This window comes from Weissella koreensis KCTC 3621, from assembly GCF_000277645.1.
Window position 1 is genome coordinate 39,609 of sequence record NZ_AKGG01000014.1, and the last position, 25,664, is coordinate 65,272.

The 25,664-nt window shown below is 34.0% G+C and carries 26 protein-coding genes and 1 tRNA gene; 3 read left to right on the forward strand and 24 right to left on the reverse strand.

What is annotated here, in order from left to right:
• Window positions 1-86: 86 nt before the first annotated feature.
• Together JC2156_RS05580 and JC2156_RS08770 are read left to right on the forward strand one after the other, a co-directional pair.
• Window positions 87-170 (forward strand) — tRNA-Leu (locus tag JC2156_RS05580).
• A 546-nt stretch (window positions 171-716) separates the two neighbouring features.
• Window positions 717-1,007 carry an SDR family oxidoreductase gene (locus JC2156_RS08770; RefSeq protein ID WP_081482762.1) on the forward strand — a complete coding sequence of 97 codons (291 nt, stop codon included), beginning with the start codon at window positions 717-719 and terminating at the stop codon, window positions 1,005-1,007.
• Between the two features lie 217 nt (window positions 1,008-1,224).
• On the opposite strand, the gene JC2156_RS05590 is transcribed toward JC2156_RS08770, so the two are convergent.
• From JC2156_RS05590 to JC2156_RS05620, 7 genes are all read right to left on the reverse strand, one after another.
• Window positions 1,225-1,614 (reverse strand): hypothetical protein, encoded by a 390-nt coding sequence (locus JC2156_RS05590; protein WP_006845652.1) that lies wholly within the window; start codon window positions 1,612-1,614, stop codon window positions 1,225-1,227.
• 45 nt (window positions 1,615-1,659) lie between these two features.
• The gene (locus JC2156_RS05595; protein WP_006845653.1) at window positions 1,660-2,142 is read right to left on the reverse strand and encodes a hypothetical protein; all 483 of its coding nucleotides are present in this window, start codon (window positions 2,140-2,142) and stop codon (window positions 1,660-1,662) included.
• Between the two features lie 154 nt (window positions 2,143-2,296).
• On the reverse strand, window positions 2,297-2,794 hold the full coding sequence (locus JC2156_RS05600; RefSeq protein WP_006845654.1) for a hypothetical protein: 498 nt from the start codon (window positions 2,792-2,794) through the stop codon (window positions 2,297-2,299).
• A gap of 33 nt (window positions 2,795-2,827) precedes the next feature.
• The gene (locus JC2156_RS05605) at window positions 2,828-3,550 is read right to left on the reverse strand and encodes a CPBP family intramembrane glutamic endopeptidase (protein WP_006845655.1); all 723 of its coding nucleotides are present in this window, start codon (window positions 3,548-3,550) and stop codon (window positions 2,828-2,830) included.
• Window positions 3,540-3,752, reverse strand: a complete 213-nt coding sequence (locus JC2156_RS05610; protein WP_006845656.1) for a hypothetical protein — start codon at window positions 3,750-3,752, stop codon at window positions 3,540-3,542. Before JC2156_RS05610 ends, JC2156_RS05605 begins: the two co-directional genes overlap by 11 nt.
• Window positions 3,753-3,755: 3 nt before the next feature.
• On the reverse strand, window positions 3,756-4,595 hold the full coding sequence (locus JC2156_RS05615; RefSeq protein ID WP_006845657.1) for a Cof-type HAD-IIB family hydrolase: 840 nt from the start codon (window positions 4,593-4,595) through the stop codon (window positions 3,756-3,758).
• 210 nt (window positions 4,596-4,805) lie between these two features.
• Window positions 4,806-5,513, reverse strand: a complete 708-nt coding sequence (locus JC2156_RS05620) for a glucosamine-6-phosphate deaminase (protein ID WP_006845658.1) — start codon at window positions 5,511-5,513, stop codon at window positions 4,806-4,808.
• A gap of 194 nt (window positions 5,514-5,707) precedes the next feature.
• Between JC2156_RS05620 and JC2156_RS05625 the strand changes: the two genes are divergently transcribed.
• Window positions 5,708-6,619: an AraC family transcriptional regulator gene (locus JC2156_RS05625; RefSeq protein WP_006845659.1), complete on the forward strand. Its 912-nt coding sequence runs from the start codon at window positions 5,708-5,710 to the stop codon at window positions 6,617-6,619.
• A 117-nt stretch (window positions 6,620-6,736) separates the two neighbouring features.
• On the opposite strand, the gene galT is transcribed toward JC2156_RS05625, so the two are convergent.
• From galT to JC2156_RS08600, 17 genes are all read right to left on the reverse strand, one after another.
• Window positions 6,737-8,206 carry a UDP-glucose--hexose-1-phosphate uridylyltransferase gene (gene galT, locus JC2156_RS05630; RefSeq protein WP_006845660.1) on the reverse strand — a complete coding sequence of 490 codons (1,470 nt, stop codon included), beginning with the start codon at window positions 8,204-8,206 and terminating at the stop codon, window positions 6,737-6,739.
• Between the two features lie 24 nt (window positions 8,207-8,230).
• Entirely contained in the window at window positions 8,231-9,406 is a 1,176-nt protein-coding gene (locus tag JC2156_RS05635; RefSeq protein ID WP_006845661.1) for a galactokinase, read from the reverse strand.
• 18 nt (window positions 9,407-9,424) lie between these two features.
• Entirely contained in the window at window positions 9,425-10,855 is a 1,431-nt protein-coding gene (locus JC2156_RS05640) for a glycoside-pentoside-hexuronide (GPH):cation symporter (RefSeq protein WP_006845695.1), read from the reverse strand.
• Between the two features lie 509 nt (window positions 10,856-11,364).
• Window positions 11,365-13,245, reverse strand: a complete 1,881-nt coding sequence (locus tag JC2156_RS05645; protein WP_006845663.1) for a hypothetical protein — start codon at window positions 13,243-13,245, stop codon at window positions 11,365-11,367.
• Window positions 13,235-14,254: a WxLIP family cell surface protein gene (locus JC2156_RS05650; RefSeq protein ID WP_006845664.1), complete on the reverse strand. Its 1,020-nt coding sequence runs from the start codon at window positions 14,252-14,254 to the stop codon at window positions 13,235-13,237. Before JC2156_RS05650 ends, JC2156_RS05645 begins: the two co-directional genes overlap by 11 nt.
• Before the next feature lie 94 nt (window positions 14,255-14,348).
• Window positions 14,349-14,912 (reverse strand): WxL domain-containing protein, encoded by a 564-nt coding sequence (locus tag JC2156_RS05655; protein WP_006845665.1) that lies wholly within the window; start codon window positions 14,910-14,912, stop codon window positions 14,349-14,351.
• A 238-nt stretch (window positions 14,913-15,150) separates the two neighbouring features.
• Complete coding sequence (locus JC2156_RS05660; RefSeq protein ID WP_006845666.1) at window positions 15,151-15,663, reverse strand: cysteine hydrolase family protein; 513 nt, start codon at window positions 15,661-15,663, stop codon at window positions 15,151-15,153.
• A 92-nt stretch (window positions 15,664-15,755) separates the two neighbouring features.
• Complete coding sequence (locus tag JC2156_RS05665) at window positions 15,756-16,091, reverse strand: DsrE family protein (RefSeq protein ID WP_006845667.1); 336 nt, start codon at window positions 16,089-16,091, stop codon at window positions 15,756-15,758.
• Between the two features lie 1,243 nt (window positions 16,092-17,334).
• Entirely contained in the window at window positions 17,335-18,231 is an 897-nt protein-coding gene (locus JC2156_RS05670; RefSeq protein WP_006845668.1) for a peptidoglycan recognition protein family protein, read from the reverse strand.
• Between the two features lie 12 nt (window positions 18,232-18,243).
• On the reverse strand, window positions 18,244-18,753 hold the full coding sequence (locus tag JC2156_RS05675) for a phage holin family protein (protein WP_006845669.1): 510 nt from the start codon (window positions 18,751-18,753) through the stop codon (window positions 18,244-18,246).
• A gap of 15 nt (window positions 18,754-18,768) precedes the next feature.
• Complete coding sequence (locus JC2156_RS09050; protein WP_006845670.1) at window positions 18,769-21,555, reverse strand: pyocin knob domain-containing protein; 2,787 nt, start codon at window positions 21,553-21,555, stop codon at window positions 18,769-18,771.
• Window positions 21,548-22,090, reverse strand: a complete 543-nt coding sequence (locus JC2156_RS05685; protein WP_006845671.1) for a putative phage tail protein — start codon at window positions 22,088-22,090, stop codon at window positions 21,548-21,550. Before JC2156_RS05685 ends, JC2156_RS09050 begins: the two co-directional genes overlap by 8 nt.
• Window positions 22,083-23,240, reverse strand: a complete 1,158-nt coding sequence (locus JC2156_RS05690) for a baseplate J/gp47 family protein (protein ID WP_006845672.1) — start codon at window positions 23,238-23,240, stop codon at window positions 22,083-22,085. The genes JC2156_RS05685 and JC2156_RS05690 overlap by 8 nt, the downstream gene beginning before the upstream one ends.
• Entirely contained in the window at window positions 23,237-23,608 is a 372-nt protein-coding gene (locus JC2156_RS05695; protein WP_006845673.1) for a DUF2634 domain-containing protein, read from the reverse strand. The genes JC2156_RS05690 and JC2156_RS05695 overlap by 4 nt, the downstream gene beginning before the upstream one ends.
• Entirely contained in the window at window positions 23,608-23,946 is a 339-nt protein-coding gene (locus JC2156_RS05700; protein ID WP_006845674.1) for a DUF2577 family protein, read from the reverse strand. Before JC2156_RS05700 ends, JC2156_RS05695 begins: the two co-directional genes overlap by 1 nt.
• A complete protein-coding gene (locus JC2156_RS05705; protein ID WP_006845675.1) occupies window positions 23,943-24,962 on the reverse strand; it encodes an XkdQ/YqbQ family protein in 1,020 nt (339 codons plus the stop codon). The genes JC2156_RS05700 and JC2156_RS05705 overlap by 4 nt, the downstream gene beginning before the upstream one ends.
• The gene (locus JC2156_RS08600) at window positions 24,959-25,663 is read right to left on the reverse strand and encodes a hypothetical protein (protein WP_006845676.1); all 705 of its coding nucleotides are present in this window, start codon (window positions 25,661-25,663) and stop codon (window positions 24,959-24,961) included. Before JC2156_RS08600 ends, JC2156_RS05705 begins: the two co-directional genes overlap by 4 nt.
• Window position 25,664 lies beyond the last annotated feature (1 nt).

A 25,664-nucleotide genomic window follows, 5' to 3' on the forward strand; every position in this document is an offset into this window, starting at 1 on the left:
TCATTTTTATACACATTAGTAAGGATCGAGAAAATATATTTTATCCAAAATAAAAATAAATTTATGCTATAATTATAGTCGTATTTGCCACTGTGGCGGAACTGGTAGACGCGCATCGTTCAGATCGATGTGAGAGTATTCTCGTGCAGGTTCGACTCCTGTCAGTGGCATATATTAAAATATATAATAGCTTATAAACACTGATTAAACGGCGTTTGTAAGCTATTTATTTTTTTATCGTAGCACTCTTGTAGCACTTTGTATTTTTTAACATCAAATATACAATTAATAAACTTCTACTATATAATGTCGTTCATGCGCTATTGGATACTGATACAAAATAAAAAAGGCTAACCAGCTAGGAAGTTCCTAACCGATTAGCCTTTTAATTTATCCTATTCTGCGTATGCTGCTTTCAACCAAACCGGTTCTCCACCAATATTAACTTCAATGTATTGTCCTACACGACTCATAACTTTGTAATCATCATTTAAAGTAAAGAATTCTACATTACCATCATTTCCGTGGATAGTTTGATCAGATAATTTATTACCATATCAATCAGTCATTGTAATTGGCCCAGCTGGAATTAAATTATTGTAGTCAATTGGATTAATCGACATATCGTAATTCAATCCATACCACTTACCTTACCAAATTGACCATTGATCATTAATGAGATATTGAAATCATAAGGTATTAATAATGTTGAATTTATTAAAATAGATTTAAATAATCTAGAAACCATCAGGATTACTCGTTCATATATAGGCCAAAATCATTCAGATATAAACGCTATTATCAATAACGCTGGTATCTCTGGTGACATGTCTAAAAGTTCATCAGATTTTACTGTTGAAGAATTAAAAGAAGCAACAGACGTTAATTTCTTCGGTGATTTTGAAATTATTAAGAGCTTCACCCCTATTTTAGCAACTAATAACGGTAAAATTTTAAATCTAACAATTAATGAAAATCCCAATTCATTCTTCTATCCTTTCACTTAGTATGATAAGTAAAACTACATTAAAATGGCTAGTTTTTATAAATGAAAGTCAACCAACCTACGCTATATATATTTCAATGAAAAAAATATAAAATATACTTAATAAAATAAAAAGGACTAACAAACACTCCCACATCGGAGTTTGTTAGTCCTTTTTATTTTAAAAATGTTAAGTTTAAACACAAATCAATATTTCCTAATTAATTCGACTCCACTCATCAATTTATAACCCTTTTCACTATATGAATAAGTCTTTCTTTTAAAGAATACTTTTTCAAAATATAAACACAACCTAAACTAAATCCACTAGCAAACAGTGTATATAATCCCAATTGTTGAGTCATAGGTGTTGGAATAACTAAAATTAGCAATGGAAAAGCATAGACTGCTGGTAATTGAATTCTAAACATTTTTAAAATTATCAGAATCAAAGGCATCATCATTGAAATATAAATGACATCATTTGAAATTAATTGATGCACGCCCATGCTAAGATATGCAATGCCCGTTAAAATGATAACCTGTTTCAAAAATACATTTACAGGATAATGCTCTTTTTGAATGACTTCCAACAATAAAACTAAAACCGGCGGAATGGCAATCATCATATCAACGCCCAACAAATGTACTAATATAATCCATAATAATAATATTTACAAATATTGACGCATTGCATCTCTTTCAAGAGATTTTATAGGATTTTGAATATTTTTATAACTACCACTCAATAAAACTCCAAGCATTAAAATACTTGTCATACCCACAACAACTAAAATAAAATACCAATGACTAGTATTAGTAACAATTGGTAAAAGTCCCGTTGCAAATGAAGGTGCTAATTTTGAATTAGCTATTTTCAACACAACTAACATTATTAATATAACTAGATATATTTTAAATAAGTAATCTATTTTCAATAAATTAATACTAAATCCCAATATTGCAGTAATCGATGGCATCAAAACAATTTTAAAAGGATTCACAATCCAATGTGCCTCTTGCAAAGCTAAAACTCCCACACATAGTACTGCAAATTCAGGTAAAATCAAATGATGGTTCCCCATTTTTACTGAAAATTCTACCATTAATAGGATTAATATATATCCAATTAAATAATTAATTCTTCTAATTTTCATTTAACACCTACCATTTTCAGATTTTAATCAAACACAATAAGAGTAACTATACACGTTTCATCGCATAAATTGTAGTTTTTCAGTTCGGTTATTTTATAAAAAAGATCAGAAACCCAGAATAATCTGAAGTTTCTGATCTTTAATTTACTTATTGTTAAAATTTAGCAAATTGGAATTTCTTCTCACGGTAATGAACATTTGATGCATACTGAAATGATTTGAAAAAATCATCTATTATCGGTTTAAATTCCTGTAACTGTTTTTCCGTTTTCCAAGTCGTTAAAATTGCATAATCAAAACCTTCATTTACTTGTAGTAAAAAGATATTAATTAATCCAGTTTCATCTTGATGATCAGTAATCCATGCCTTCGCGCGCATAATAAAATGTTCTCGCTCGTCATCATTTAATGTTAGATAGTTCCAATCCATCAATCCTCGTAAATCAAGTGATTGATTTTGTTTAAATAAAACATCATATTGCACTCCAGAACTAAATGGGCTTTTCTCATTGATTGAATATTCAATCAATTGAAAATGTTCATGATCATCTAGATCAAATGTTAAATATATTGGTCGATTAGAATAACGTTGTTGAACAGTTTGTAAAACATCTTTAGTACCAAAAGTAGTATAAATATATTCTTTTCCCATTATATTATCCTCCATCTTTCAAATTGAAAGTAATTATTGAAATAATAAAATCAACATCGCAACCAAGTTATTTAAGCAATGTGTCGCCATCGAATATTGTAATTTCTGAGTCTTCTTATAAACAAATGCCAAAATTATCCCAGTTAATGAATATTGTATAAATGCCATTAATTGAAATGGTTGAAAAATGACATGGAATAATCCAAAGGCCATTCCTGAAACAACTACATTGGCCCACCAATATGAATTTTTCATAAAGTAATTCATCAAAATTCCTCGGAAAATCGATTCCTCTAGTAGCGGAGCCAAGATAACTGATAAAAAGATTAAATATATTTTAGTTGCTAAACCAGCATGCGCCATTTCAACTAGCGCCAACTGATTAGCAGGTTCAACATTATTTCCAGTAATTAAAATTTTTACGATGGTCACTAACATACCAGCTACGATAATTAAAACGTATCCCTTAATAATCCAGAGCGTCTTTTGACGTCGAAAGGGCTCAAGTTTATTTTCAGGAGCAGCTAGTTGAATGTACTTTTTCATATACAACAATGTGATATAAAGCAACCCGCCCATCGTTAAAAGCATTGCTAAAATTGGTATCCAAGTATTTTCGTTTATATTGAATGCCTTAGCTATTAATTTGAGCATCAACAGACCAAAGTTTTGAATAATCACATCACAAAGCAACCCAATTAAAATAAATAAAATTCCTAATCCGCCAACTTTCCAAACACCTTTATTATTTATCACGACTCTTATCCTCATCAACAGCTTTCTTGTTTTGAATATAAACCGTAATTATGGTCATTATAATCGTCGTTATAACCAATAATACAATGTAACCAATAATCGTTAATACTGTTGATAAATCTAGCTTTGTCGCCAAATTACCCCAAATTAAAAATACAATTAAAATCGCTAATCCTGTTATAAATGACAAGGTTCTTTGCATTTTTTAATCATCCCCCAAAACAAATCGTTCTAAAATTTCCGCAATTGCACCCTCATTATTTGTTCGATCAGTTATAACTTGAGCTACATCTTTGACTGGTTGAATAGCATTTTGAACAGCAATACCTAATCCAGCGGATTTAATCATCGCAATATCATTTGAATTATCGCCGGCTGAAATAATTTCTTCAGGATTAATTCCTAATTTAGCACCCAGGACATTCCCAGCTGAGCCTTTATCAACACCTGCAGGATTAAATTCAACATATCTTCCAGAGGAATAAGTCGCTTCCACTGCTTCAGAGCCCACTGCTACCAAAACATTTGCCATTATCTTTTCACGCACTTCCAAATTAGAATGTTCAAAAATAATTTTCATCAGAGGCTCTTCATGCTTCAAAAAAGATAGATCAGGTTCCTCTAACAATTCATAAGAAACTCCTCGTTCATCCATATAATTTTTATCAGCCACTGAAATATTATAAATAAATAATTTATCGGTCGTATAAATGTGAGCATCAGTCAAAGGATCACTCTGGATCCCAGTTTTGAAAATTAAGTCCGCTAACATCAAGTCCATATCACGAGCAATTAAAACTTCATTATTCAAATTTTCAACAATTGCTCCTCCATTATAGGAAATTACATATTGTTGTGCTTTGTTTTTTAGACCTAATTTATCTAAGACACCCTGAACTGAATTAAAAGATCGACCAGTGTTTGGTACAAATTTAAAACCCATTTGAACAGCTTTTTTAATTGCTTGAACATTTTTTTCATTAATGGTCCCATTATCGTTCAATAAGGTTTCATCTAAGTCAGATATTAACATTTTATATCGCATCTGGTTTGCCTCTTTTTCATAAATTATTATCCTAATTATAACTTATATCTATTAATTTAACTCAGCATAAAATCTACAGATCTTAATTTACATGATATTGATTTTTTCATCATCCGAATGTGTAAAAAAATGACCAGCATTCGAAAAACGAAAACTAGTCATATCATCATTTCATATCAAAATAAAATGCATAGATATTATCTATCTAAATTATTTATTTAAATTGCTAGCCGCAGCCTCATCTAAAATTACAACAACATTGTCATGTTTTTGTAAAATTGATGCAGGTACATTCTCAGTTACTGGCCCCTCAATCATAGCTTGAACTGCTTGAGCCTTATTTGCACCATAAGCCACCATCAAAATTTGCTTGGCTGACATAATTGACTTGATTCCCATTGAGTAAGCTTGGCGTGGAACGTCATTTTGATCGTCAAAGAAACGTGCATTCGCTTCAATCGTTGATGCTGTTAAATCAACTTCATGTGTAGTTGATTCAAAAGAAGTTCCTGGTTCATTAAATCCAATATGCCCGTTTTGACCCAAACCTAAAATTTGTAAGTCACGTGGGAATTGATCCAAAATAGCATCATATCGTTCTGATTCAGCTATTCCATCAGGATTTAACCCATCGGGAACATAGCTTTCTTTGAAAGGCTTCTCGTTGAATAAATGCTGTTGCATGAAGTAACGATAACTTTGTTCATGATCTCCAGATAAACCTTTGTACTCATCCAAATTAATTGAAATTTTATCTGAAAAATCCATATCGCTTTTAGTAATAGCATCATAGATTGAAATAGGTGTTGAGCCAGTGGCTAATCCAAAAACTTTGGCATTAGTTTGTAAGGCATCTTGAAAAACGCGAGCACCAACTTGTCCACCTTCAACCTGATCTTGAACTTTAATAATCTTCATATTCTTATTCCCAACCTTTCACTTCATAATGGTATATACCAATTATATGACACAAATTTTTAAAGTACAAGTAAAATTAAATAATATCTCTAGAAACTGCAAAACATAAAGATCGCATCTGGTATACCATATACACTTTTCGATAATGCTATAATTAGGTTAATGACTTGTCTGTTTGAGAAAGGTTGCTCATTATGGAAAAATCAATTTTTAATGTCGTTAATAATCATACCTTTAATGCTAGTATCTACTACCAATTTAGTGGTATCAGTCAAACCCTACCCTTCCATACTTTTGGCCCTGCCAAACGTCACGACTACATTATCCATTTTGTACTAAATGGGCAAGGAATTTTTTTTGTAGATAATGAGCAATTTCATTTACAAGCTGGTGATTCATTTTTGATTCGCCCAGGCGAATCCATTTTTTATCAATCTGATATTAAGAATCCATGGACCTATGCTTGGATTTCCTTCAATGGATCTGAAGCTAAACAAATTATCGAACATTTTTCCCCTTTTAAAAATGAGAACCATGTTTTCAATACAGCTAATCAATTAAAATATTTAGAACTTATCCAAAAAACACTTAATTGGTCAGATTCATCACCACAAAGCGAATTACAATTGAATCAATTAGTTCATGAATTATTGATTCAAGTAATCCAAGAATATCCATCACAGAAAAATCCACAAAATGATTTCAAAGGATCAAAGCTGGCCCGTCAAGCACGTGAATATATGGATGAATACTTCGAAACAGGAATAAATGTAAATGATGTAGCTAATGAATTAAATGTTAACCGATCATATTTAACTAGAGTTTTTACTAGTAATTTTGGTCTGTCGCCTAAAGCTTGGTTAATTGGGGTTCGGATTAATAAGGCCAGCGAGCTTTTGCAAATGGAAAAAATGTCAGTTGATGAAATTTCCGAATCTGTAGGCTTTAACAATGTCTCAGTTTTCAGTCGATCATTTAACAAAATGGTCGGCGAAAGTCCCAGTAAATATCGTAAAAATCGTCAATTTAAACGAACAACTAATCTACATAATCAGCAAATTAAAGATTTACTAAAAGCAGCTAAACCTGTTCGTCAAACTACATAAAAATATAAAAAACCGATGTCTAAAGTCTTTTGATATAATATGCTGTTTATCTTCTCATTTTTAGTGGGAAGCAGTATAAATATCAAATTTAAAGATCATCGGTTTTATTTTTAAATTCTAATCAAAAGTGGCAATAAATTCAGAAAACCCTCGATGACCTTCTGAATCATCTTTAAATACACCCGCATCGGATAGTACTCTAGTAAAGACATCTGCCACAGCTTGTTTAACATAAGCATCGACATCGGTAAAAGAATGTTGTTTTAATTGATCAGCCCATTCTTGATGAATTGGATTAACCTTCTCAGCCTTATTCATCAAAAACGCCTTGACTTCATCCAATTCTCTGACCAAACGTGGAGGTAAAATCGCTAGTCCCATCACCTCAATTAAACCAATGTTCTCTTGCTTAATATGTTGAACATCTGCATGTGGATGAAAAATACCATCCGGATATTGATCATTTGTATTATTATCACGTAAAACTAAGTCAAGTTCGAAATCATCCCCACGCCGTCGCATAATTGGCGTTACAGTGTGATGTCTTGTACCTTGATCATCACTTGCCTGAATCAATAAATCAATATTGTCATATTGATTCCATTTCAAACGAATCATTTCCGCCGCTTCAATTAAAGCTTCTCTGTCAGCGGATTTAAGACGAATCACACTCATTGGCCAATCAACAATTCCCGCCTGAACCATTGGGAAATTATTTAAATTAATCTTCTCTCTGATAGGTGCCTTAGCCATTGGAAAATCATGTTTTCCAGCTTGGTAATGATCATGCGTTAAAATGGATCCACCCACAATTGGTAAATCGGCATTTGATCCGATCATATATTCTGGAAATTGTTCAACGAAATCAGCTAGATGCTCAAAACTTTTCTTATTTACTATCATGGGTTGATGAATATGATTTAAAACAATGGCATGCTCATTAAAATATGCATAGGGTGAGTACTGAAAGCCCCACTTTTCACCAGATAATTCTAAATTAATAATTCGATGATTGCTTCGAGCAGCTTGATTTAAGCTTCCAAAAAAACCTTCGTTTTCAATACAAAGTGCACAATCTGGATAACTATTTTGTGGTAACTTCAATGCTGCAGCAATTTCCTTAGGATTTTTCTCTGGTTTCGATAAATTAATCGTAATCTCTAGCTCTCCATATGGACTAGGTGCAAAATAATGAATATTTTTAGCAATTGATCGCATTTTTATATAATTATTTTGTTGAGATAAATGATAAAAATAATTGGTAGCCGCGTTTGGTTGCTGTTGATAATATTCCCAGAATTTATGATTAACTTGACTAGGTAAAGGCGTAATTGTATCCATAATTAACGCTTCCATCATATCTAGATTAACTTTATCATTAATCATTTCATTCCTTTTAGCCGCATCCATTAAAGTTGATACAATTGTTTCCAATTCCTCTGGCGTTTTAACTTCAGGCGTACCCAAATTATTTGAGCCAATCAATCTTAATAATTCATTTTGATGATAAATTCGATCTTCTTCCTCAATTCGACCATTTTTGATTGCAATGGTCGTTAAATCATATACTGCTTGACCAACATTCATTTATCCCATCTCCCCGTTTTGAATTTAATCTTTTAACTTCATTGCACCATCCCCAATATGGGCAACGTAAAATTCTGGTGTATAACCAACAATTTTCAAATAGTCATCGTACACATTATTTTCAAATTTAGTTATCTCAGATTCTTTAACTAAAGCAATGGCACAACCACCAAAACCAGCTCCGGTCATTCGAGCTCCCAAGACACCTTCTTGGGCTTGAGCTGATGATACCAATGTATCTAACTCCAATCCAGTCACTTCATAGTCATCTCGCAATGATGCATGTGATTCATCTAATAATTTACCAAATGCTTTTAAATTACCAGCTGACAATTCAAACTTGGCATCAATCGTACGTTGATTTTCATAAACTGCATGTCGAGCACGCTTGATCAAAATTTCGTCTTGAATCAAATCTTGGTTTTCATCAAATTCAGCATTCGTTAACTGGCCTAATGAATCAATTTCTAACCCACCAGCTTGAAGGCGGCGTAGCGCTTCTTCACACTCAGATCGTCGTTCATTATATTTAGAATCACTGAGTTCACGTCTTTTATTGGTATTCATAATAACGATCGCATAATCGCCCAGTACAACAGGCACCATTTCATGTTTCATGGTGTTAACATCTAATAAAATGGCTTCATCTTCTTTTCCAAAGCCAATAGCAAATTGATCCATAATTCCAGTATGCAACCCAAAGTACTCATTTTCAACTTTTTGACCAGTCTCTACTAGATCCAAACGATTCACTTCTAATTGATATAAGTCTTCTAACATAACTCCTACCAATAATTCTAACGAAGCTGATGACGATAACCCCGCTCCATTAGGGATATTTCCTTGAACTAATAAATCAAAACCATTGTCAAAATAATATCCCTGTTCTTGTAACTTCTTAATCATTCCCTTAACATAGTTCGCCCAACCATGTTTTGGATCATAATCCAAATTATCAAGATCAACTTGAATAACTCCCTCGGTGGCAAAATTCATTGAGTACAAAAAGACTTTTGAATCATTCCGTTTAGCGGCTACTCCATAAGTACCATAAGTAATCGAAGCCGGGAAAACATGTCCTCCATTGTAATCAGTATGCTCCCCAATTAAGTTAATTCGTCCTGGAGCAAAAAATTGTTGTGTAGTCTTAGGCCCAAATTTTTCAGCAAAAGCTGTATTTAATTCTTTAATTCGCTTCATAATCTTAATCCTCATTTTCTATAATTTTGTATTTTCGTCTTTTTTGTAACGTGATTCAAGTTCCTTAACAATTTCAGCATGATTTTTCTCTGTTAATGTAATTTTCCAAATGAAAATAATCATTGAAACTAGCATTAGAACACCTGGAATTACGAATGCATACAAATGATATGTTCGAATACCACTCGCCGTAATGTCACTTGCCGTAGCGCTTCCGGTCATACCAGCAGCAATAGCTACAAATCCCACAATGGCATTTGAGAAGGCCCCCGCCAACTTATCAAGTAATGGTCGCAAAGATAAGGTTACAGCTTCCTTTCGAACTCCATTCTTCCATTGACCATATTCAACCGAATCGGTAATTGTCATCAAAACTGACAAGAAAATTAATTGTTGTGGGAAATAGAACAAGATCAAGCCTAAAGTAATAATACCAATATTATTACCGGCTACCAAAAATGACGTATATCCTAATAACATTAAAATAATTCCCAAAATAAAGACATAACGGCGGGGAATTAACCGTGTCAAAATCGGAAATAGTGGGACAGCAATGATTCCAGTAATCATTGAGATAACTCCAACCAAAGCAAATTCTGACACTCGACCGATTACAAACTTAAAGTAAAACATCAAGACACCAGTCGTTGCTACGTTAGCAATCGCATAAAACATATATGAAATAGCCAACCACATTAATTGATCATTCATAAATATAGCCTTGAAAACATCTACAATACTATATTTCTCATTCTTTTCTTGTCGACGTAAGATCGTATTATTTTCTTTTGAGAACTTAGCTGTTATAATTGCTGATCCAGCTGAAATAACTGCAATAACAATTGCAAACCAGAACCAACCAGCTGCACTTTCATCACCTTTACCACCTGTCATTGCCGTAAAGAAAGCCACAATTGGAACTACCAAAGCAGTCGTACCATTAGCCCCTAATGAAGATCCGAACCGGGCAAAAGTTGCCAAGGTGCCACGTTCAGCGGTATCATTTGACAATGCAGGAATCATTGACCAAAAGGCGATATCCTTAAATGAATAAAAGCTATCCAAAATAATAAAAATTACGGCAAATAATCCTAAATATAATGATGGTTGACTAACTGCTAACCCAAAGAAATTAGTATAAATAATTACCAAGGCCACCGCTGACACTAACCCACCAATGACTAACCATGGTTTAAATTTACCATACTTAGACTTCGTATTATCAATTATACTTCCAATAATTGGATCAAAAATAATTTCAACTAATCGAATTCCAACAACTAATGAGGTAATTAAACCGATATATTTAGCCTCAGTTGCTTTATCAGCACCTGTAAATAATGTACTTGTAACGAAAATCATAAAATAAGTTGATAACGTTACATAGTATGCATCATGCCCAAACGCACCAAAAGCATAAGCAAAACGCTGTTTCATTTTATCAGACATAGTAACACTCCTTAAAGTTTACTGATTAATATTTTTACTACGCCTTAACTATAGTTTGAAAGCGCTTTCAGTTGCAAGGCTTTTTGTTACTCTATTTTGACCTTTTGTGACTCTTGATTGTGAATATACTTACAATAAAAAGTTAGAAGTGTTCATTAATTGAAAAAATAAATAACTGTATCGACTCATAATACCTGTAATAAATTATTCAATCCTTAATTTAATATATGTTAATTCTATTAATTAATGTATCTATGATGAGGATTGTTTAATTAAATTAAAACTTTATAATTATATTCACTCTCCTCAATGACCATTCATCCAATTTAAAAACATTTGTGATTTATAATACAGTTTACCGTAAATTAATTTAATTAAATTTTATTTTTATATCAAAAAAGGTAGATATAAATATATCTACCTTTCAAGTAAAAAGCTACTAATAATGAATATTACTTACCTACAATAATTTCTCATACAGTTTTACATTTTTTTACTCTAAAAATATATTATTCAATACCACCATCAACTAATGTATAAGTAACTGTTCCATTAAATACCCCAGCCTTATCACTTTTTGAACTTTGAACTAATAACCCATGTTCTGCATCTGTAGTATATGTTAGTTTTCCCGCAGAATTAGGGTCACCATTTGTACCGGCATTAAAATCAGCACCCTGTAGAATATTTTGGGCGCCAGATCCTAGATTAATAACATCTGCACTGCCATTCTTCTTAAATCCATATTGATGTTCTGGATCTCCGGATACAGAAGCTTGTAATGTGAAATTGTGTTGCTGAGCACGTGAATCAAAAACCGAAAAAACTTGTTGATTATCAGTCGCCCCATTTCGTGGTAACCAAACTTTACTTTTATCATTTGGGAAAATACTATCAGCTAATTGATATACCCAATTTGACGGTTTTACCTGATTAGTATTGTTAATTTCACCTGGTTGAATATCCACTCTAGTTGCATTCTGCAAATTACTTAAATAACTATTACCACTAATTTTAGGGTTCATTTGATCATTTGTTTTCCAATCACCGGCGATGCTACCCAACTCAGCCACAAATAAACTATTTAGCTCATTATTTTGAAAACCTTTAATTGTTAATGGGCTAGTTGTACCCAAATCTAGTATTAAATTGTTGGCCTGAACGGGTGGAATGGTTTGCCCCTGCATCGAAAATAGCTTCACCGCATTTAAATTAATTTTAGAACCACTAGCCCCATTTCCGTTAATCACTCGTTGATTAACATTAGTGCTAGTATTATTGGTTTTCAGTATCGTCTGGCTTCCATTTTGCGCCGTCAATGTTAGTTTACCCATAGATTGCGGGTTCAGTACCGAAATATTTGAAATGAAATTAGTAACCGCATTATTCCCTAAATTGATATTAGTTGTAGTGGGTAAGATCACCCCGCCCCAAACTGAATTAGCAGCTGGTGTTTCTGAATTGGAATAACCTAGATTATTCCAATTCATTGTTCCATTATTAGTAATGTTCACGGTGTTAGTTGTTATTCCACGACCATAATACAAGATATTTTTTTTAGCGTTATTATTTACTTCCCAAGTAGCACCGGTATTCACCGAAATATTAGATGTATTACGTCCAGTATAAGCAACACTAAACATTCCATCATTACCACCACCACTTCCCCAAGTCATCGCTGTTTTACCGTTAACAACCGTTAAATCAGATATTTCTGCAAATTCTTGGGTAGAAGTACCTTTAATATTAAAATTATTTTGTCCAGTAAATCGTAATGGCACATAATAAGCTGAAAACATTTGTGCACCAGCGTCTGATAAATTAGGATAATTAATACTTACATTATCATAGGTCAAACTACCTGAAAAATTACTAGGTACGATACTCCAATCTCCTCGAAATAAAGAATAGTAAGATAATAGATAACCACTAGTTTTACCCGTCTCATTCGTTGGATCCGGTACAGTCGCATCTCCGTTGGTTGCACTAGTATATTCACTCGAAGATTTAATATTATGCAATGTTACGTTAAGGCTAGGTTGTAAGTTGGACATAATGAACGAAGAAGATATCCGATTCTTGACATAATACATATGATTATTAAAATCGATATCCAAATTTTTAATATTGCTATTCACTCCCAGATTAATGTCTGGAATAGTTATATCTTTATCCACCGATATGGATAAAGAACTTGGTGCTGGATTTGTAATACTCCAATACCCAGCAATATTAGTTGCTCCAATTAAGCTTACTAAATCGGCTCCTGTTGTAATGTGATAAACATTATTAGTATTAGTAATACTGGCTTCAACTTGATTATTACCGTAAAGTCCTGCACCTAACCATACGCCTAAAATGATTAAAACTATTTTCATTTTATTCCGCATTTTCTTGCTCCTTCTTCCGCCTCAGTAAAATAAATAGCCAAATCAATGCAATAATTAGCAATAAGATAATCACTCCCAACAAAATTATTAACCAAGGGCTGGTAGCATTAACTTTAAAATTAGTTTCTTTTTTAACTGCTTCTTTGACCTCAAACGCTTTATTCCATTGCCATTGATTCCCATATTTGTCTTTTGCAGACCCTTTAAAATGATACTTACCCGCCGGAATTTTACCATCATGACGCAGCACATAATTAAATTGAGAATTTGGGGCCACTGATCCTTGATCGACTTTTTTCTTAATTAAAGTCTTACCTGTTTTATCATTTACAACCTTAGTATCCATTTTCAACTCGGTTATATTAATATTTGTTGGATTTCTCATTTTCACAATTACGCCTGGCAAATATTGATATTGGCTCGCTTTAATGGAATTAATCGTTAATTTAGGTTTAACTTTGTTATCGTTTTGATGTATTACTAATCCCTTTACAAAAGCAAATTTATTAGTAATTCCTTCTTTACTACTTTCAGTAATCTTTTCAACTCTAATCCCACCAGCAACGATCCCATCATATTTTTTTTGAGGCATTTTGATTTTAATTGAAAAGGCCTTATTTTGATGACTAGGAACAGTCAACTTGGTGTCACTAATTTCAGTAATTTGGCGGATTTGAATATTTGGTTTGGCGCCAAATCCATCTGCATTGCCGCTTTTACCATATTCAATAATGACATTATCAGACGTTTGAGCAGGATTAATTGCAATCCGATAAGTCGCTTTTTCATCTGACAGATTCTGAACTGTTAAATTTAAAGTCGTTTCATCACCGGGTTGCATTTTCAAATCATAGGTTGTGTCCTTATCGGTTTGAAATTCATTAGCTTTGCCATCCACCGTAAATTCAGCTTGTGGCTGATTATCATCCGCATACACAACGACTCCACCAGTTCCACCACCAATTATTAATAATGTCACAAGCGAAAACAATATTTTTTTAATATTCATAATTAATTACCTATTTTATGTAAAAAGCAGACCATTAGGCCTGCTTTGATTAAATCTGATTAGGTGTGAAGCAGGTCTTCACCTCAAAAGTATTTTATCTCAAAGCACCATCATTAATAGTATATATAATTGTTCCAGTATATGTACCAACTTTGGCATTATTTGAAATTTTTATGTTACCTTTTGTACTTTGAGTCTGTTTCGTTCCATTAGAGTTACCATTTCCAGATAGAATCAGTGCCTCCCCAGATTTAATATCAGCATTTGTCGCTCCTGTCAAAGAAGCATCGCTCACTGCTGTGTCCAAGGTCATCGATACAATGGGTAAATTAACCTCATCAATATTTTGCATATCTGTCGCCTTAGCCGTCACTTGATATCCTGCGTCAGTTCCACGGCTATCAGTTACCTGAAGAGCAGGGGATCCAACGATACCGTTTTCATTAATTGCAGCTTTGGTTGTTAAGCTACCCCAATCAAAACTAGGAACAGTATCTAGCGTGATAGCGCTCGGATCACTTGTCAGGCTTAAAGTTGTGCTCCCATTAGAATTTGCTAGAGGTGCGGCGTTAATTAAGATGGGAGCTGTCAATAGCCCTCCAACTAAAGCAGTGGCACCTAGTAATGCACGCATACGGTTTGCATATAAATTAAACATATTGTCGCCTCCTTTGAATTTACATTGAATTAAATTTCCTTATTTATAGAATAACAGAAATGCCTTAAAAATGAAAGCGTATTCATTTAAGAGTTTTTTTCTTATCTTTTTTTAACAAAAGTGCTTCAATGCAAATCTAAATCACATTGTATATTTATAACAAAAAAGGCAAGGAAATAAACATCCTTGCCTTTATATAAAATGATCGTTCTCACAATCTATTCATTTCAATTATTTATTAATCAATAATATCGACTTGTAATGTTTTTAAAACTTCTAATACATTCTCATGCTTTTGTGGAGTAGTTCCCGCTGTTGCGTGGGCACTTACCATTACTTTAATTTCTGGTGCTATATTTTTAATCAAAATAGCATTAGATATTACACAAATATCAGAATCTAAACCGATTAGTTCAACTTCTTCCACCTTTTCATTTAATAATAATTGAGCCAATTCAATTGAACCAAAGGTACTTTTTTCAATAATATATTTAAATCCTACTTGAGCTGCTGGATAAATTTCCCAACCGTGTGACTTATATTGGGTATGTATGACTGGCAAATACTTACCTTCTTGAGTAGATAAATAATTTTCACCATGCGTATCCATCGTAGCAATTCGTTCATCTTTTGAATATTCGGATAACTTTTTCAAAACTGCAGGAATAATTTGTTGAGCTTCAGGCGTTCCTAATGAACCATCAATAAAATCATTTTGAAAATCAATTAAAATCAGCATCTTTTTTGGCATAGCAAGCTCCTTAAGTGATTAATAGACAAGGTTACCATTAATTTAACTCATTTCATCTTAAATATCCACCCATTTAACTTATCTTACTTTACTTAAGGTTTAATATAGCTGAATCCCGCCCTTTGTTGCAAAGACAGTTCAACCACCCCAGATGACACTGATTTAACTTGATCTTGAATTTCATTCAAAAAAATATTCCTTTGATTTAATGAATTTTCACAGATCATAACTTGAACATCTAATTCAGTCAATTTTTTTAAAATTACAGATGAATCTTTTTTAGCCATTTCAACAGCATCTCCATTAATGACTAATTCAATAATCCCATTTTCATGATTAAACTTCATCCACTCAAATAAATGGTATATATTTGAATTTACCATTTCCCATTTACTATTTTCATCAATATGAAAAATTGTATTTAACATACTCTTACCACCTTATCTATTTCTGTATACAAAAAAATGCACTAACGATGAGTTAGTACATTTTACATAGGTGAACTACTCTCACCTTGATTTATTAACAAATGTATCTGAAGAGTTTCGAGCTCATATCTCACTAAATCAGAATCATAACATCTCTCTGTATGGAAATAAAGAATTAAATTGCATTACCATTTATGCTACAAATACACATTCATAAATTTATTTAGGTTTTATCTAAAAGAATCATTTTATAGTTTATTAACTAGTGATTTCTCAAATTTACGAAATTTGTTAAGTGCTTATCAGCACCAATAAACTAATATTAACATCTTTTATTACAAAAAGCAACACTTTATTTTACCAATCATATCATCAGCTTACACTAAATGTTTCATCTTAATTTTAATATACACGACAATCCCATACACTTCTTTTTATCATTATATTTATGATTTACAATATTGATAAAATGATTGTAATAACAGAAAGGATCGAGACCCACATATAAGCTTGATTTCTCTCAGTCCTATAACGCCATACCCCCCACACAAACATTAATGAATATGAAAACACTATTAACCAACCAGTATTAATAAACATATTTATAACAGTTGTTGTAATTACCAAAATCATTAAAATTAAATCTACTTTTCTCATTATTTATTACATATGATTATGAATAAAATAAACCTAATAAATATGATCACAATTATTTATATCCTATCGATTAAAGATATTTAAAATTATTGAAATTCATACTTTAGGTCTTTTTATACACTTATTCATATATCCTTTCCATTATATAGACATTATCCCATAAATATTTTTGGTTTATAAACTTCATTAAGAATATAACAGCTATTTTATTTCAATACTACCAAATGTTTTTTAAACGATGCCTAAATGGTGTCCAAGTTTAAAATAACCATGAAAAAGTGCCCAAAAGGTGCCCAAAATTCAATTCCCATCACAAACGATCATATTCCATAACGACCTTTTTAAACAAAGAAAAACCCTGATATACCAACGTATTTGTTGAGACACCAGGGTTATCATAGGCTTAATTAGTTCTTAAGACCATATTTCTTATTAGATTAAGTGAACGGCTACAGAAAGCTATTTATGATAAATAAAATGCGTTTTTCGTGTATCGTACAGTCTTATCATGATGATATTACTGTTCGCTACTATCGCAAACAAAAAAGGCCTACCGACAATTAAGTCAGTAGGCTTTTAATTTATTTTAATGATTCATCAATGCATCTGCATTAAACCATGTACCGTCATAAGTACTTCCCCAAGAAATATAAACTCCATTTGTAGGTTCATCATACTTATCAATAGTTCCATTATTATATCCATTGTCAAAAGCAATCATTGCCCCTGGTTCAACATCATTGTTATCTCCACCATCAGTTCGATGTACTAACGCAAGTGGAATCCCATGATCGAGCCAATTTGCATCTTTACCCCCTGCCATCTCAAAACTGATAGCTTGCCACATTCCATAAATATTTTCAACTTTATCTACCTTAAATGGTTTATACAATGTAAACTGGCTATCTTCTTTGAACTTTCGCATAGCTTCTGATTCTTCCACTGGTGTATCATTGCTTGCACCACCGTTTCCGCCAGCAGCTTCACGAGCATATTGGATTAACTTATCAATATCTAATCCACCGGGACATTGTGTGGCTGTAATCTCACCATGTAGTTTGATAGCACTTCGATCAATCGGCAATCCATAACGAGCACAAATATCTGCTAGTAATTTACCGCCAGATCGTAACGTCTCATCTCCGACTTCCCAATTCGGTGCACCAGTCGAGTTTAAAAACTCCAGTCCAATTGAACGATTGTTAATGTCACTAATCTTAGGAACATCTGTCCCACCAGTTCCACCGGCATGATAAGCTATGAAGTTTTCGCCCAATGTTCCAATAATTTCGCCATTTGCTATTTCGTAGTGCGCCGAAGTGAATGCTCCAGAGCCAACTACCCACGTTCCAATAGCTCCTTCTTTGCTGGTAGTAGCATTATGATGGATTACCACGAAGTCGATTGCTCGTGTTCGTAATCCACCATTATATACTGGTCGAGGGTCTAAACTAGTTGCTAAATTTGAAAATACTTCTGTCATTATTGTTTCCTCCTATTTAAATTTGTCGTCATCATTTCGACTACCATACGTTTGAGATACATTAATCTTTTGATCTTTTTTTGCTGAATTAGGTTCAGTTTCGATTTTGCCTAATTTAACGTGATACTCATCTTCAATAAATTTTTCTAGCCAATCTGGTGGATTATATCCAGCTAATTTTGCGTTGGCCAAGATTGATTTTACCCAATACCAAGCAATTAAAATGAAGACTAGGAAAGCAATTAGATCGAAAATAGCCGGGTTAAAATTAATCGCCAATCCAGCAATATGATCTGGCGCCAAAGATAATGGAATTTCCACAATCCAAATTAATACTGGCATCAGTGCCAATGGAATTGATTTAATTAATCCACCTAATCCGCCTCCACTTGTAATTGCTACACCTCGACGTCTTCGCCAAGTATTCGCAAATACTGTGTCAATCATCATAAATAAAAACAGGACCGTAGATTCCGTGGCCCCGTTTAAATTCATATACATTATTTTTAAAAATTGTTCCATTCTACTTCCCTTTGACTAATGTGTAGGATAAAAGCCACTCGTATCAACTCCCGCTGATATAGTGTAGTCCTTATCATCATTTTCTCTCAACGATAGCTGCTTATAATAAATATCTCTTGAATCTTTCTTTAATAAAAAGAATCCATGAAATCCCGATCTAAGTGTGACGCCCCCAATACCAGCCCATGAAGTCCATGGGATTCTAATATCATAAGGCGGAAGCGGTACTCCTGCTGGAATTTGAACTCCAGCTTTTTCACCACCATTACTTGGCGCCATGTGCAACGTTCCAGCAACTGTTACTCCAACCCCAGTATCAGTTACATGGAATTGAAGTGCATTAGTAGCTCCGAAAAAGTTTACAGAATACTCTTTCATAGAGAGTGCAGCATTTTTATGGACGGCATTTGGATCAGTGATAGAAATATCACTTGTTCCATTAAATGCAACCCCGTTAATTTTACGAGCTGTGGTTAATTTATCAGCACTTACTGCCTTAGTAGCAGTTGCAGCGTTACCAGTAGTACTTTGATTACCAGCGACATTCACACCAGGTAAGTTAATGTTAGCTGTTCCGTTGAATGAAACACCACCGATTGTTCTAGCTGTAGCAAGTTTTGTGGCACTAGATGCATTACCATCTAAGTTACCTAGCATATTTCCGTTAGAACTAATACGACTAACCCACTTCCCTGAATACCATTGTTGAAGATTACCTGAAGAATCAAACTGCCATGTTGCTCCAGTTGTACCTCCTGCATTATATCCAGAATGAATGATAACAGAGCCGTCGGAAGCTAGTAATAGTTGCTCGTTGCTAGGCCCCACATCTTTCAACGCAGCAGGTCTCGCTCCTCCTGCGTTCAAAAGATTCATGTAAGTTAGAACAGACTCACCTCCCCCAACCATTGTAGTTCCACCAGCACCTAATCCAAGCATATGTCCAAAGGAATCATACATTACCTGCAAAACAGGACTACCACTTTTTGTAGGATGCGTCGCATACATCAGAGTATTCATCTTGTCAGCTTCAAGAGCGTCAAAATAGATGGCCTGATGATTGATCATATGAAGATTATTTTCGAAACTCTTAACCCCTTTTATGGTCTCGTTACCATTTTTATGCACAGTATTTGTATCATCCCCAATCGACGTCCAAGACGACAATATTCCATTGTTAACTGTTGCTAAACTATGTTTTCCTAACTGATAGTCGTGAGCAACTAGAACCCCATTCTGTGCATTATATCCAGGAATGACTTCCAGAACCCAATAATTTCCAAATCCTGTAGGCTTGTTAGCTATTGCCATATTAGAGGCGGACCAACGACCTGACCATTTTGGAATGTCTGTAAGGATAGATTTTATATCAGAGAAGTTACCTGACATAGCCCTAGGAAAATCAAAAAGAACCTTGACCCAACGGCTCCAAGTCCCACCCGTATTATATCGAGTATAAGTATCTGAACTGTTGTAGACGCTTAAAGTTTGTTTAGTACCATAACCTGATTTAGTAGGCGTTCCATCATCATCAGCACCGTTTCTCTCTACTACCATAGAAAAAGCATACTTAGTTGGGCTATTCTTAAAAGTTGCCACAGTTGCATTTTGAGATGCATGATAAAATCCTAGCTTCACTATAGTATTCAAATCTGAATTAGAACTAATTGAACGTCCTAAAGGATCAGCCAAACCATCACTCCGTCCAGTACCACCGTTAGCAATAGGTAATACACCAGTAACTCCAGGGGTAACATTTGCTGTTCCGTCAAATATTGCTGTATTGGTTGAAGATAAATCAGTTCGAATATATCGCCCAGGATTTAATTTACTAGCACTCGGCGCATTACCAGTTGTATTACCAGTTCCACCATTAAAAGGTGTCAGTACACCAAATACACCAGGGTATGCATCTTCAGTGCCATCAAAATTTATTGGATTATTAGAGGCTAAATCAACCTGAACTTTACGACCTTGACTTAATTTATCAGCACTAGAAGCACTAGGTGTCTTACCATTATTTGTACCCGTTCCACCGTTAGACACAGGCAATATACCGGACACTCCAGGAGTTATATCAACTGTTCCATCAAATTTAGCTGCACTAGTTGAAGCTAGATTAGTTGTAATATTACGTCCGGTCAACAACTTAATTGCTGCTCCAGCTGTACCTGAAATATTTCCAAGAATCTTTTGAATGAACGTCTTAGGGCCATCAATAGATTGTTCTCCAGTAATTTTAACATTATTTTTATCAGCTTCTTCTAAAGCGGTTATTTTACCATCTTGACCAACATCTCGTTCATCTTGATGTTTTTTATAATCATCAAATTCTTCATGTAAAACTTCAACATTTGGATCAATTGTTGTATTAACAATAGCGGTATTGCTAATTACTATCTTAACCTTGAACGTATATTCAACACGCTCATCTGGTTTTTCTTCGGACATGTACCATGGATTTACAGCGGTTGTTGCAGCTGCCAAATATTCTGATCCATTGTACTCTGCGATTAAGTATAACGTATTCATTTGGTAAGCATCTTTTAGTCCGCTATTAGTAAAGTTAGCAGCAACAGTTATGGTATTTTGGTCAATTTTAATCATCCCTACCAGTGCACTTTGATTAACCTTGATTGTTCCAATTGCGCTGTTTGTTAAAGTTTGCAAATCTGATTGCTTATAAACATCAGATGACGCAATAATCCGTTTAAAAATAATTTGATTCTTTGCATTTGTCGCCGCCTGTTGGGCGTTCATTTGCATTTGAGTGATGTACCATTTGTTATAACTTTCAGCCATTGGTTTCCCCCTTATTCGTATTAATTCGGCTATACATTCCAGCCACACCAGTATAAATAGTTGTATTTTCTGAACTTTCTCCACTATTAATTGCAGTAAACGAAAGATTTGCAGGAAGCAAAGCCCTTAATAATGAAGTTAATCTTTTTGATGCTCCCATATCTGTCGAATAAAAATCGACATTAACTTTAAAATTAGGCCCATCTACAGTTAGATTTGCATTTATATTAAGTGACGTTAAAAGCTTTCTTAAGTATCGAATAGTAATTCTATTTGCAGGTAAAATTAAAGCCAAGACATTGTATCGCCTTGACTCCAAATCCATACTATTATCGCTTTTAATTCCAACAAGTGTTTCCCATACTCCGATCCCTTTTTCATCTGCCGTCATGACAAATTGATTAGCTGCTTGCTCCTCCATAACTACTTCAAGTTCATCAAGTATTGGTTGTTCAACCGATAAAATAGTATTCATTTCCAAAACTTCATCATAATATGTTGGCATTAAATCAATTAGCCTTATCAATCTAGGCATGTACAGTCACCTCACCAGTAATTGGAACTTCCTGCTTTTTAGCATCCATTTTAATAATCTCATCAACTTCCTTACCATTAATTAATACCTTTTGAACGTTGATAATTGAAGTTGTATTTTTTAAAATGGCAGCTGTTATTTGTGATCGATAAATTATCATTGTATAAATTCTAGTATCTGTTGCATTAGCCCAATTTAACTTAACTTCATTTTCTATATAATCCTTAACAGCTCCTTTAACCTCATTTGCCACATCTTCAGGATCAATCCCCGTCGCTGTTTCAATTGTAAGATCCACGGCTACTGCATGAATTTCAGGTGCAACAACAGTTACAGTATGGCCAATTGGGGCAATTCCATATCCATCGCCACTTAATTCTATCGGATCAAGTATCTCTTGTTCTTCTTTGACTAGAGTATCACTGGCAGGTTTTAAATCATTATCAAGGATCACCACTTTAACTGTCCCGCCACCATTCCAAGTTGGATAGATTTGAACAGCACCAATATCATCATTTTCACCAACAAATTTTAAATAATCCGCAACGTTTCCTCCGTATTCGGCAACGCTTGAATAATCCAAAATACGTGCTCGATAATCATCATCATTCTCCGCCTCTCGTGCTGGGACAGTAATTTCGATAATTTCAGCATAGCCTAATCCATTCATATTAGTTATTGGTAGAATTTGTCCAAGATAATAATTACCATTACCTCCAGCAGCTTCGGCTTCTAATTCAGCCTGACCATCAACAATATTTTCGCTAACTTGATAATAAATTAGTTCTGTTTGATCATTTGTAATTGACGAGAATCGAGTTCCAACTTCAGGATTATAAGGATTACCTTCCATGTCCTTAAACGATGCTTTGACCCTAGCTTTTGTAGCTATATTGCGAACAATTCCCCTCTCAGCGCCACGCCAATCTAATGCATCCCCAATTGCCGTTTGAGTGTAAGTATCTAGTAAAACATTCACCATATTGATGTTTTGTTCAGCAAGTGCCCAAGATACAGGAGCCAAAGCGTCATAAATAACAGACCCTTCACGAACGTCCATATTTACAGGAACACGTTCTAACATAATATCCATAAAATATTGAAAATTATGTTTTTGCAATTCACTTAATAAATCATTAGGCGTTGTCATTTACTAACCTCCGTTTCTTTTTTAAATTCACCAAAAATAGTAGTAATAGTCAGTTTAACTAACAAATCTGTATTACTTGTTTGTTCAATAGAATTGACAGAAATATCAATAATTCTGTCATCAACAGAAAGTGATTCAGTAATCATACGTTCCACTTCGCTTTTAGCATAATCAATTGGTTGACCAATTAATTGAAATACGTCAGTTCCGTATTGTTGACTAAGCCATGGCACTTCAAATCTCGGTGTTCTCAATACTTTATCGATCGCTTGGTTCATCGCCTCAGCTCCATCAGCAATCATGACAATTCGACCGTTAGAAACTCGATAAGTTCTTGAAGGTAATGGCGTTGTATCTAACTCAGACATTAAACTACCTCCATAATCACAAATCGTTGTCCACTAGAAACTCTAAGCATTCTCACTTTATCGCCACTTGTCATACCATTCCAAATTTTAACTGTCCCTTCAGCAAATTTATTATCTTCATCCTTAATTGGAATCTTAACGTTCACAGATAATGGTTTAGCCAACATGCTCACTTCTAAAAATTCAGCAGTTAATGTCATTCTAGAATCAACTAATATCTTTAACGGTGAGGTACTGATTACTTGGCCAAAAACTTCATCAGTATAATCAGTCTCTTTTCCACCTTTACTATTTAACTTTGACAACAAATAATTACCAGCATTATTTTTTTGGGTCATAGTAAATCAACCTCGATTTCCATAGTGTGTCCTTTGTCAAATGTATGTGTAACTTGTGTAGCAAACACTCGTCTGTTTTGACCAACACCAATAGCGTTAGTCGCATACATATCAACATAAAAAATCGTCCCTGCTCTAAAGCGCATGTCACCAATGGCACTTAGAGAGAACGATATTTTTTCCTTATTTTTTTCATTTAATAAACTTTTAGCCTTATCTAACATTTGAGATGAATTCGTATTGCTATCGGCATTTTCTGTCATAAATAATGGTCCGTATTTATCCATTGATTCATAATCACTAGCTGTTTTTGATGTACGTTGTTTTGTCTCTGAATCTTCATTAGTAACAGTGACTTGATTATACAAATCCTCAATATCGGCTTTAAATGTAAAATCAATTGCCCCATTTCTATCTCCAATTAACAGACCATAATCCAAATAACTAGCATCTTCATGGATCAACTTACCATACTCATCTGCATAAATAACAAATTTCCCATCATGATTGGCATATTCAATTGCTTTAGATAGCATATCGAAAAAAGTAACTCCATCAGATACTTCTGCCGGTGCAGCAGTCAAACTACTATGCCTTATTTCGTAAGGCAATCCTAATGTTTCAGCGATAGTTTTGAGGCGTTGACTAGATGTCGTCGCCCCCCAAACAATCGTACCAGTACCTTTTAAATAGCGCATATTGTCATATGCAGTGATAGCCCATTTTACATCATCCGATAACTCTCGAACGAATACTCGACCAGTAAATACCCGTTTACCAGCAAAGTCCATAGTAACCAAATCTCCACTGTTAGGAATATAGTTATATGAATATGATCTCAAGGTTGTGAATGTCAAAGTTGTGGCACCATCAATCGAATACTGTAACTTAACATCTGAAGCGTTCCGGATCATGTCCATATCTTCGTTATACGCTGAATTCCAAACAGTTAACCTAGTGATTTTTTCAGTAAAATGTGATTGTTGATTTGAAAAATAACCATTACTAACCATCATGCTAACCTCACTGATTCTGCACTGACCCAACCACGCCAACCACCATCCATCATCGTTACATGATATGGGTAGGCACGTCCGGGAGCCGTAAAGTTAACCTTTCTTGTAGCATTGGCTTCCGTTAATCCTGGCCCGCTTCCATATGAATCACGATGTAATTGACCGTTCACTATTACCACTGAACCCACTCCAATATTTCCACCACTTGATCTAGGATTTTGTACCTGCGTTGGTCTTGCATGTTGCGATTTTGGAACTGGAGCCTGAGTTAATATTAATGGTGCATAATCGACCCATTGTACTAATTTAAGCGATACGGTGTACATACCAGCCTGTTCATTAAGAGTTGGTTCATAACTCTCAATTGTAAATACATCATTGAAAAATGTATCTGTAATGACGAACCTAGCCACTTCATGATTTTCAAAAATATCATGTAACATATCTTGATATTTATTACCGCTATCCCATTCTAATCTAGAAGCCGTAATATATGACTTATTAGCCCGTAAATCTACGGGCAAACGAATATCTAGATCAATACGAGATAACTTTGTATTTCCAAGCCGTGTAATTTCGCCTAATTGAATAACATCAATTTGAGAATTGCCGGATTCTTTACTGTAACTAATCGTTTCAGGAACCATTGGCATCTCATGAACTGATCCATCTTTTCTAGTTATAAATAAACTAATTGCCATT

Excerpts from the sequence above, each read along its gene's own strand:
- JC2156_RS05625 (WP_006845659.1), top strand. The coding sequence starts at position 5,708 with ATGGAAAAATCAATTTTTAATGTCGTTAATAATCATACCTTTAATGCT.
- JC2156_RS05620 (WP_006845658.1), bottom strand. The coding sequence starts at position 5,513 with ATGAAGATTATTAAAGTTCAAGATCAGGTTGAAGGTGGACAAGTTGGT.
- JC2156_RS05595 (WP_006845653.1), bottom strand. The coding sequence starts at position 2,142 with ATGAAAATTAGAAGAATTAATTATTTAATTGGATATATATTAATCCTA.
- JC2156_RS05650 (WP_006845664.1), bottom strand. The coding sequence starts at position 14,254 with ATGAATATTAAAAAAATATTGTTTTCGCTTGTGACATTATTAATAATT.
- JC2156_RS05670 (WP_006845668.1), bottom strand. The coding sequence starts at position 18,231 with ATGACAGAAGTATTTTCAAATTTAGCAACTAGTTTAGACCCTCGACCA.
- JC2156_RS08600 (WP_006845676.1), bottom strand. The coding sequence starts at position 25,663 with ATGGCAATTAGTTTATTTATAACTAGAAAAGATGGATCAGTTCATGAG.
- JC2156_RS05700 (WP_006845674.1), bottom strand. The coding sequence starts at position 23,946 with ATGACCCAAAAAAATAATGCTGGTAATTATTTGTTGTCAAAGTTAAAT.
- JC2156_RS05655 (WP_006845665.1), bottom strand. The coding sequence starts at position 14,912 with ATGTTTAATTTATATGCAAACCGTATGCGTGCATTACTAGGTGCCACT.
- JC2156_RS05690 (WP_006845672.1), bottom strand. The coding sequence starts at position 23,240 with ATGACAACGCCTAATGATTTATTAAGTGAATTGCAAAAACATAATTTT.
- galT (WP_006845660.1), bottom strand. The coding sequence starts at position 8,206 with ATGAATGTTGGTCAAGCAGTATATGATTTAACGACCATTGCAATCAAA.
- JC2156_RS05705 (WP_006845675.1), bottom strand. The coding sequence starts at position 24,962 with ATGATGGTTAGTAATGGTTATTTTTCAAATCAACAATCACATTTTACT.
- JC2156_RS05590 (WP_006845652.1), bottom strand. The coding sequence starts at position 1,614 with ATGATGATTGCCATTCCGCCGGTTTTAGTTTTATTGTTGGAAGTCATT.
- JC2156_RS05645 (WP_006845663.1), bottom strand. The coding sequence starts at position 13,245 with ATGCGGAATAAAATGAAAATAGTTTTAATCATTTTAGGCGTATGGTTA.
- JC2156_RS05665 (WP_006845667.1), bottom strand. The coding sequence starts at position 16,091 with ATGTTAAATACAATTTTTCATATTGATGAAAATAGTAAATGGGAAATG.
- JC2156_RS05660 (WP_006845666.1), bottom strand. The coding sequence starts at position 15,663 with ATGCCAAAAAAGATGCTGATTTTAATTGATTTTCAAAATGATTTTATT.
- JC2156_RS05640 (WP_006845695.1), bottom strand. The coding sequence starts at position 10,855 with ATGTCTGATAAAATGAAACAGCGTTTTGCTTATGCTTTTGGTGCGTTT.
- JC2156_RS05685 (WP_006845671.1), bottom strand. The coding sequence starts at position 22,090 with ATGCCTAGATTGATAAGGCTAATTGATTTAATGCCAACATATTATGAT.
- JC2156_RS05635 (WP_006845661.1), bottom strand. The coding sequence starts at position 9,406 with ATGAAGCGAATTAAAGAATTAAATACAGCTTTTGCTGAAAAATTTGGG.
- JC2156_RS05600 (WP_006845654.1), bottom strand. The coding sequence starts at position 2,794 with ATGGGAAAAGAATATATTTATACTACTTTTGGTACTAAAGATGTTTTA.
- JC2156_RS05610 (WP_006845656.1), bottom strand. The coding sequence starts at position 3,752 with ATGCAAAGAACCTTGTCATTTATAACAGGATTAGCGATTTTAATTGTA.
- JC2156_RS05695 (WP_006845673.1), bottom strand. The coding sequence starts at position 23,608 with ATGTCTGAGTTAGATACAACGCCATTACCTTCAAGAACTTATCGAGTT.
- JC2156_RS09050 (WP_006845670.1), bottom strand. The coding sequence starts at position 21,555 with ATGGCTGAAAGTTATAACAAATGGTACATCACTCAAATGCAAATGAAC.
- JC2156_RS05615 (WP_006845657.1), bottom strand. The coding sequence starts at position 4,595 with ATGCGATATAAAATGTTAATATCTGACTTAGATGAAACCTTATTGAAC.
- JC2156_RS05675 (WP_006845669.1), bottom strand. The coding sequence starts at position 18,753 with ATGGAACAATTTTTAAAAATAATGTATATGAATTTAAACGGGGCCACG.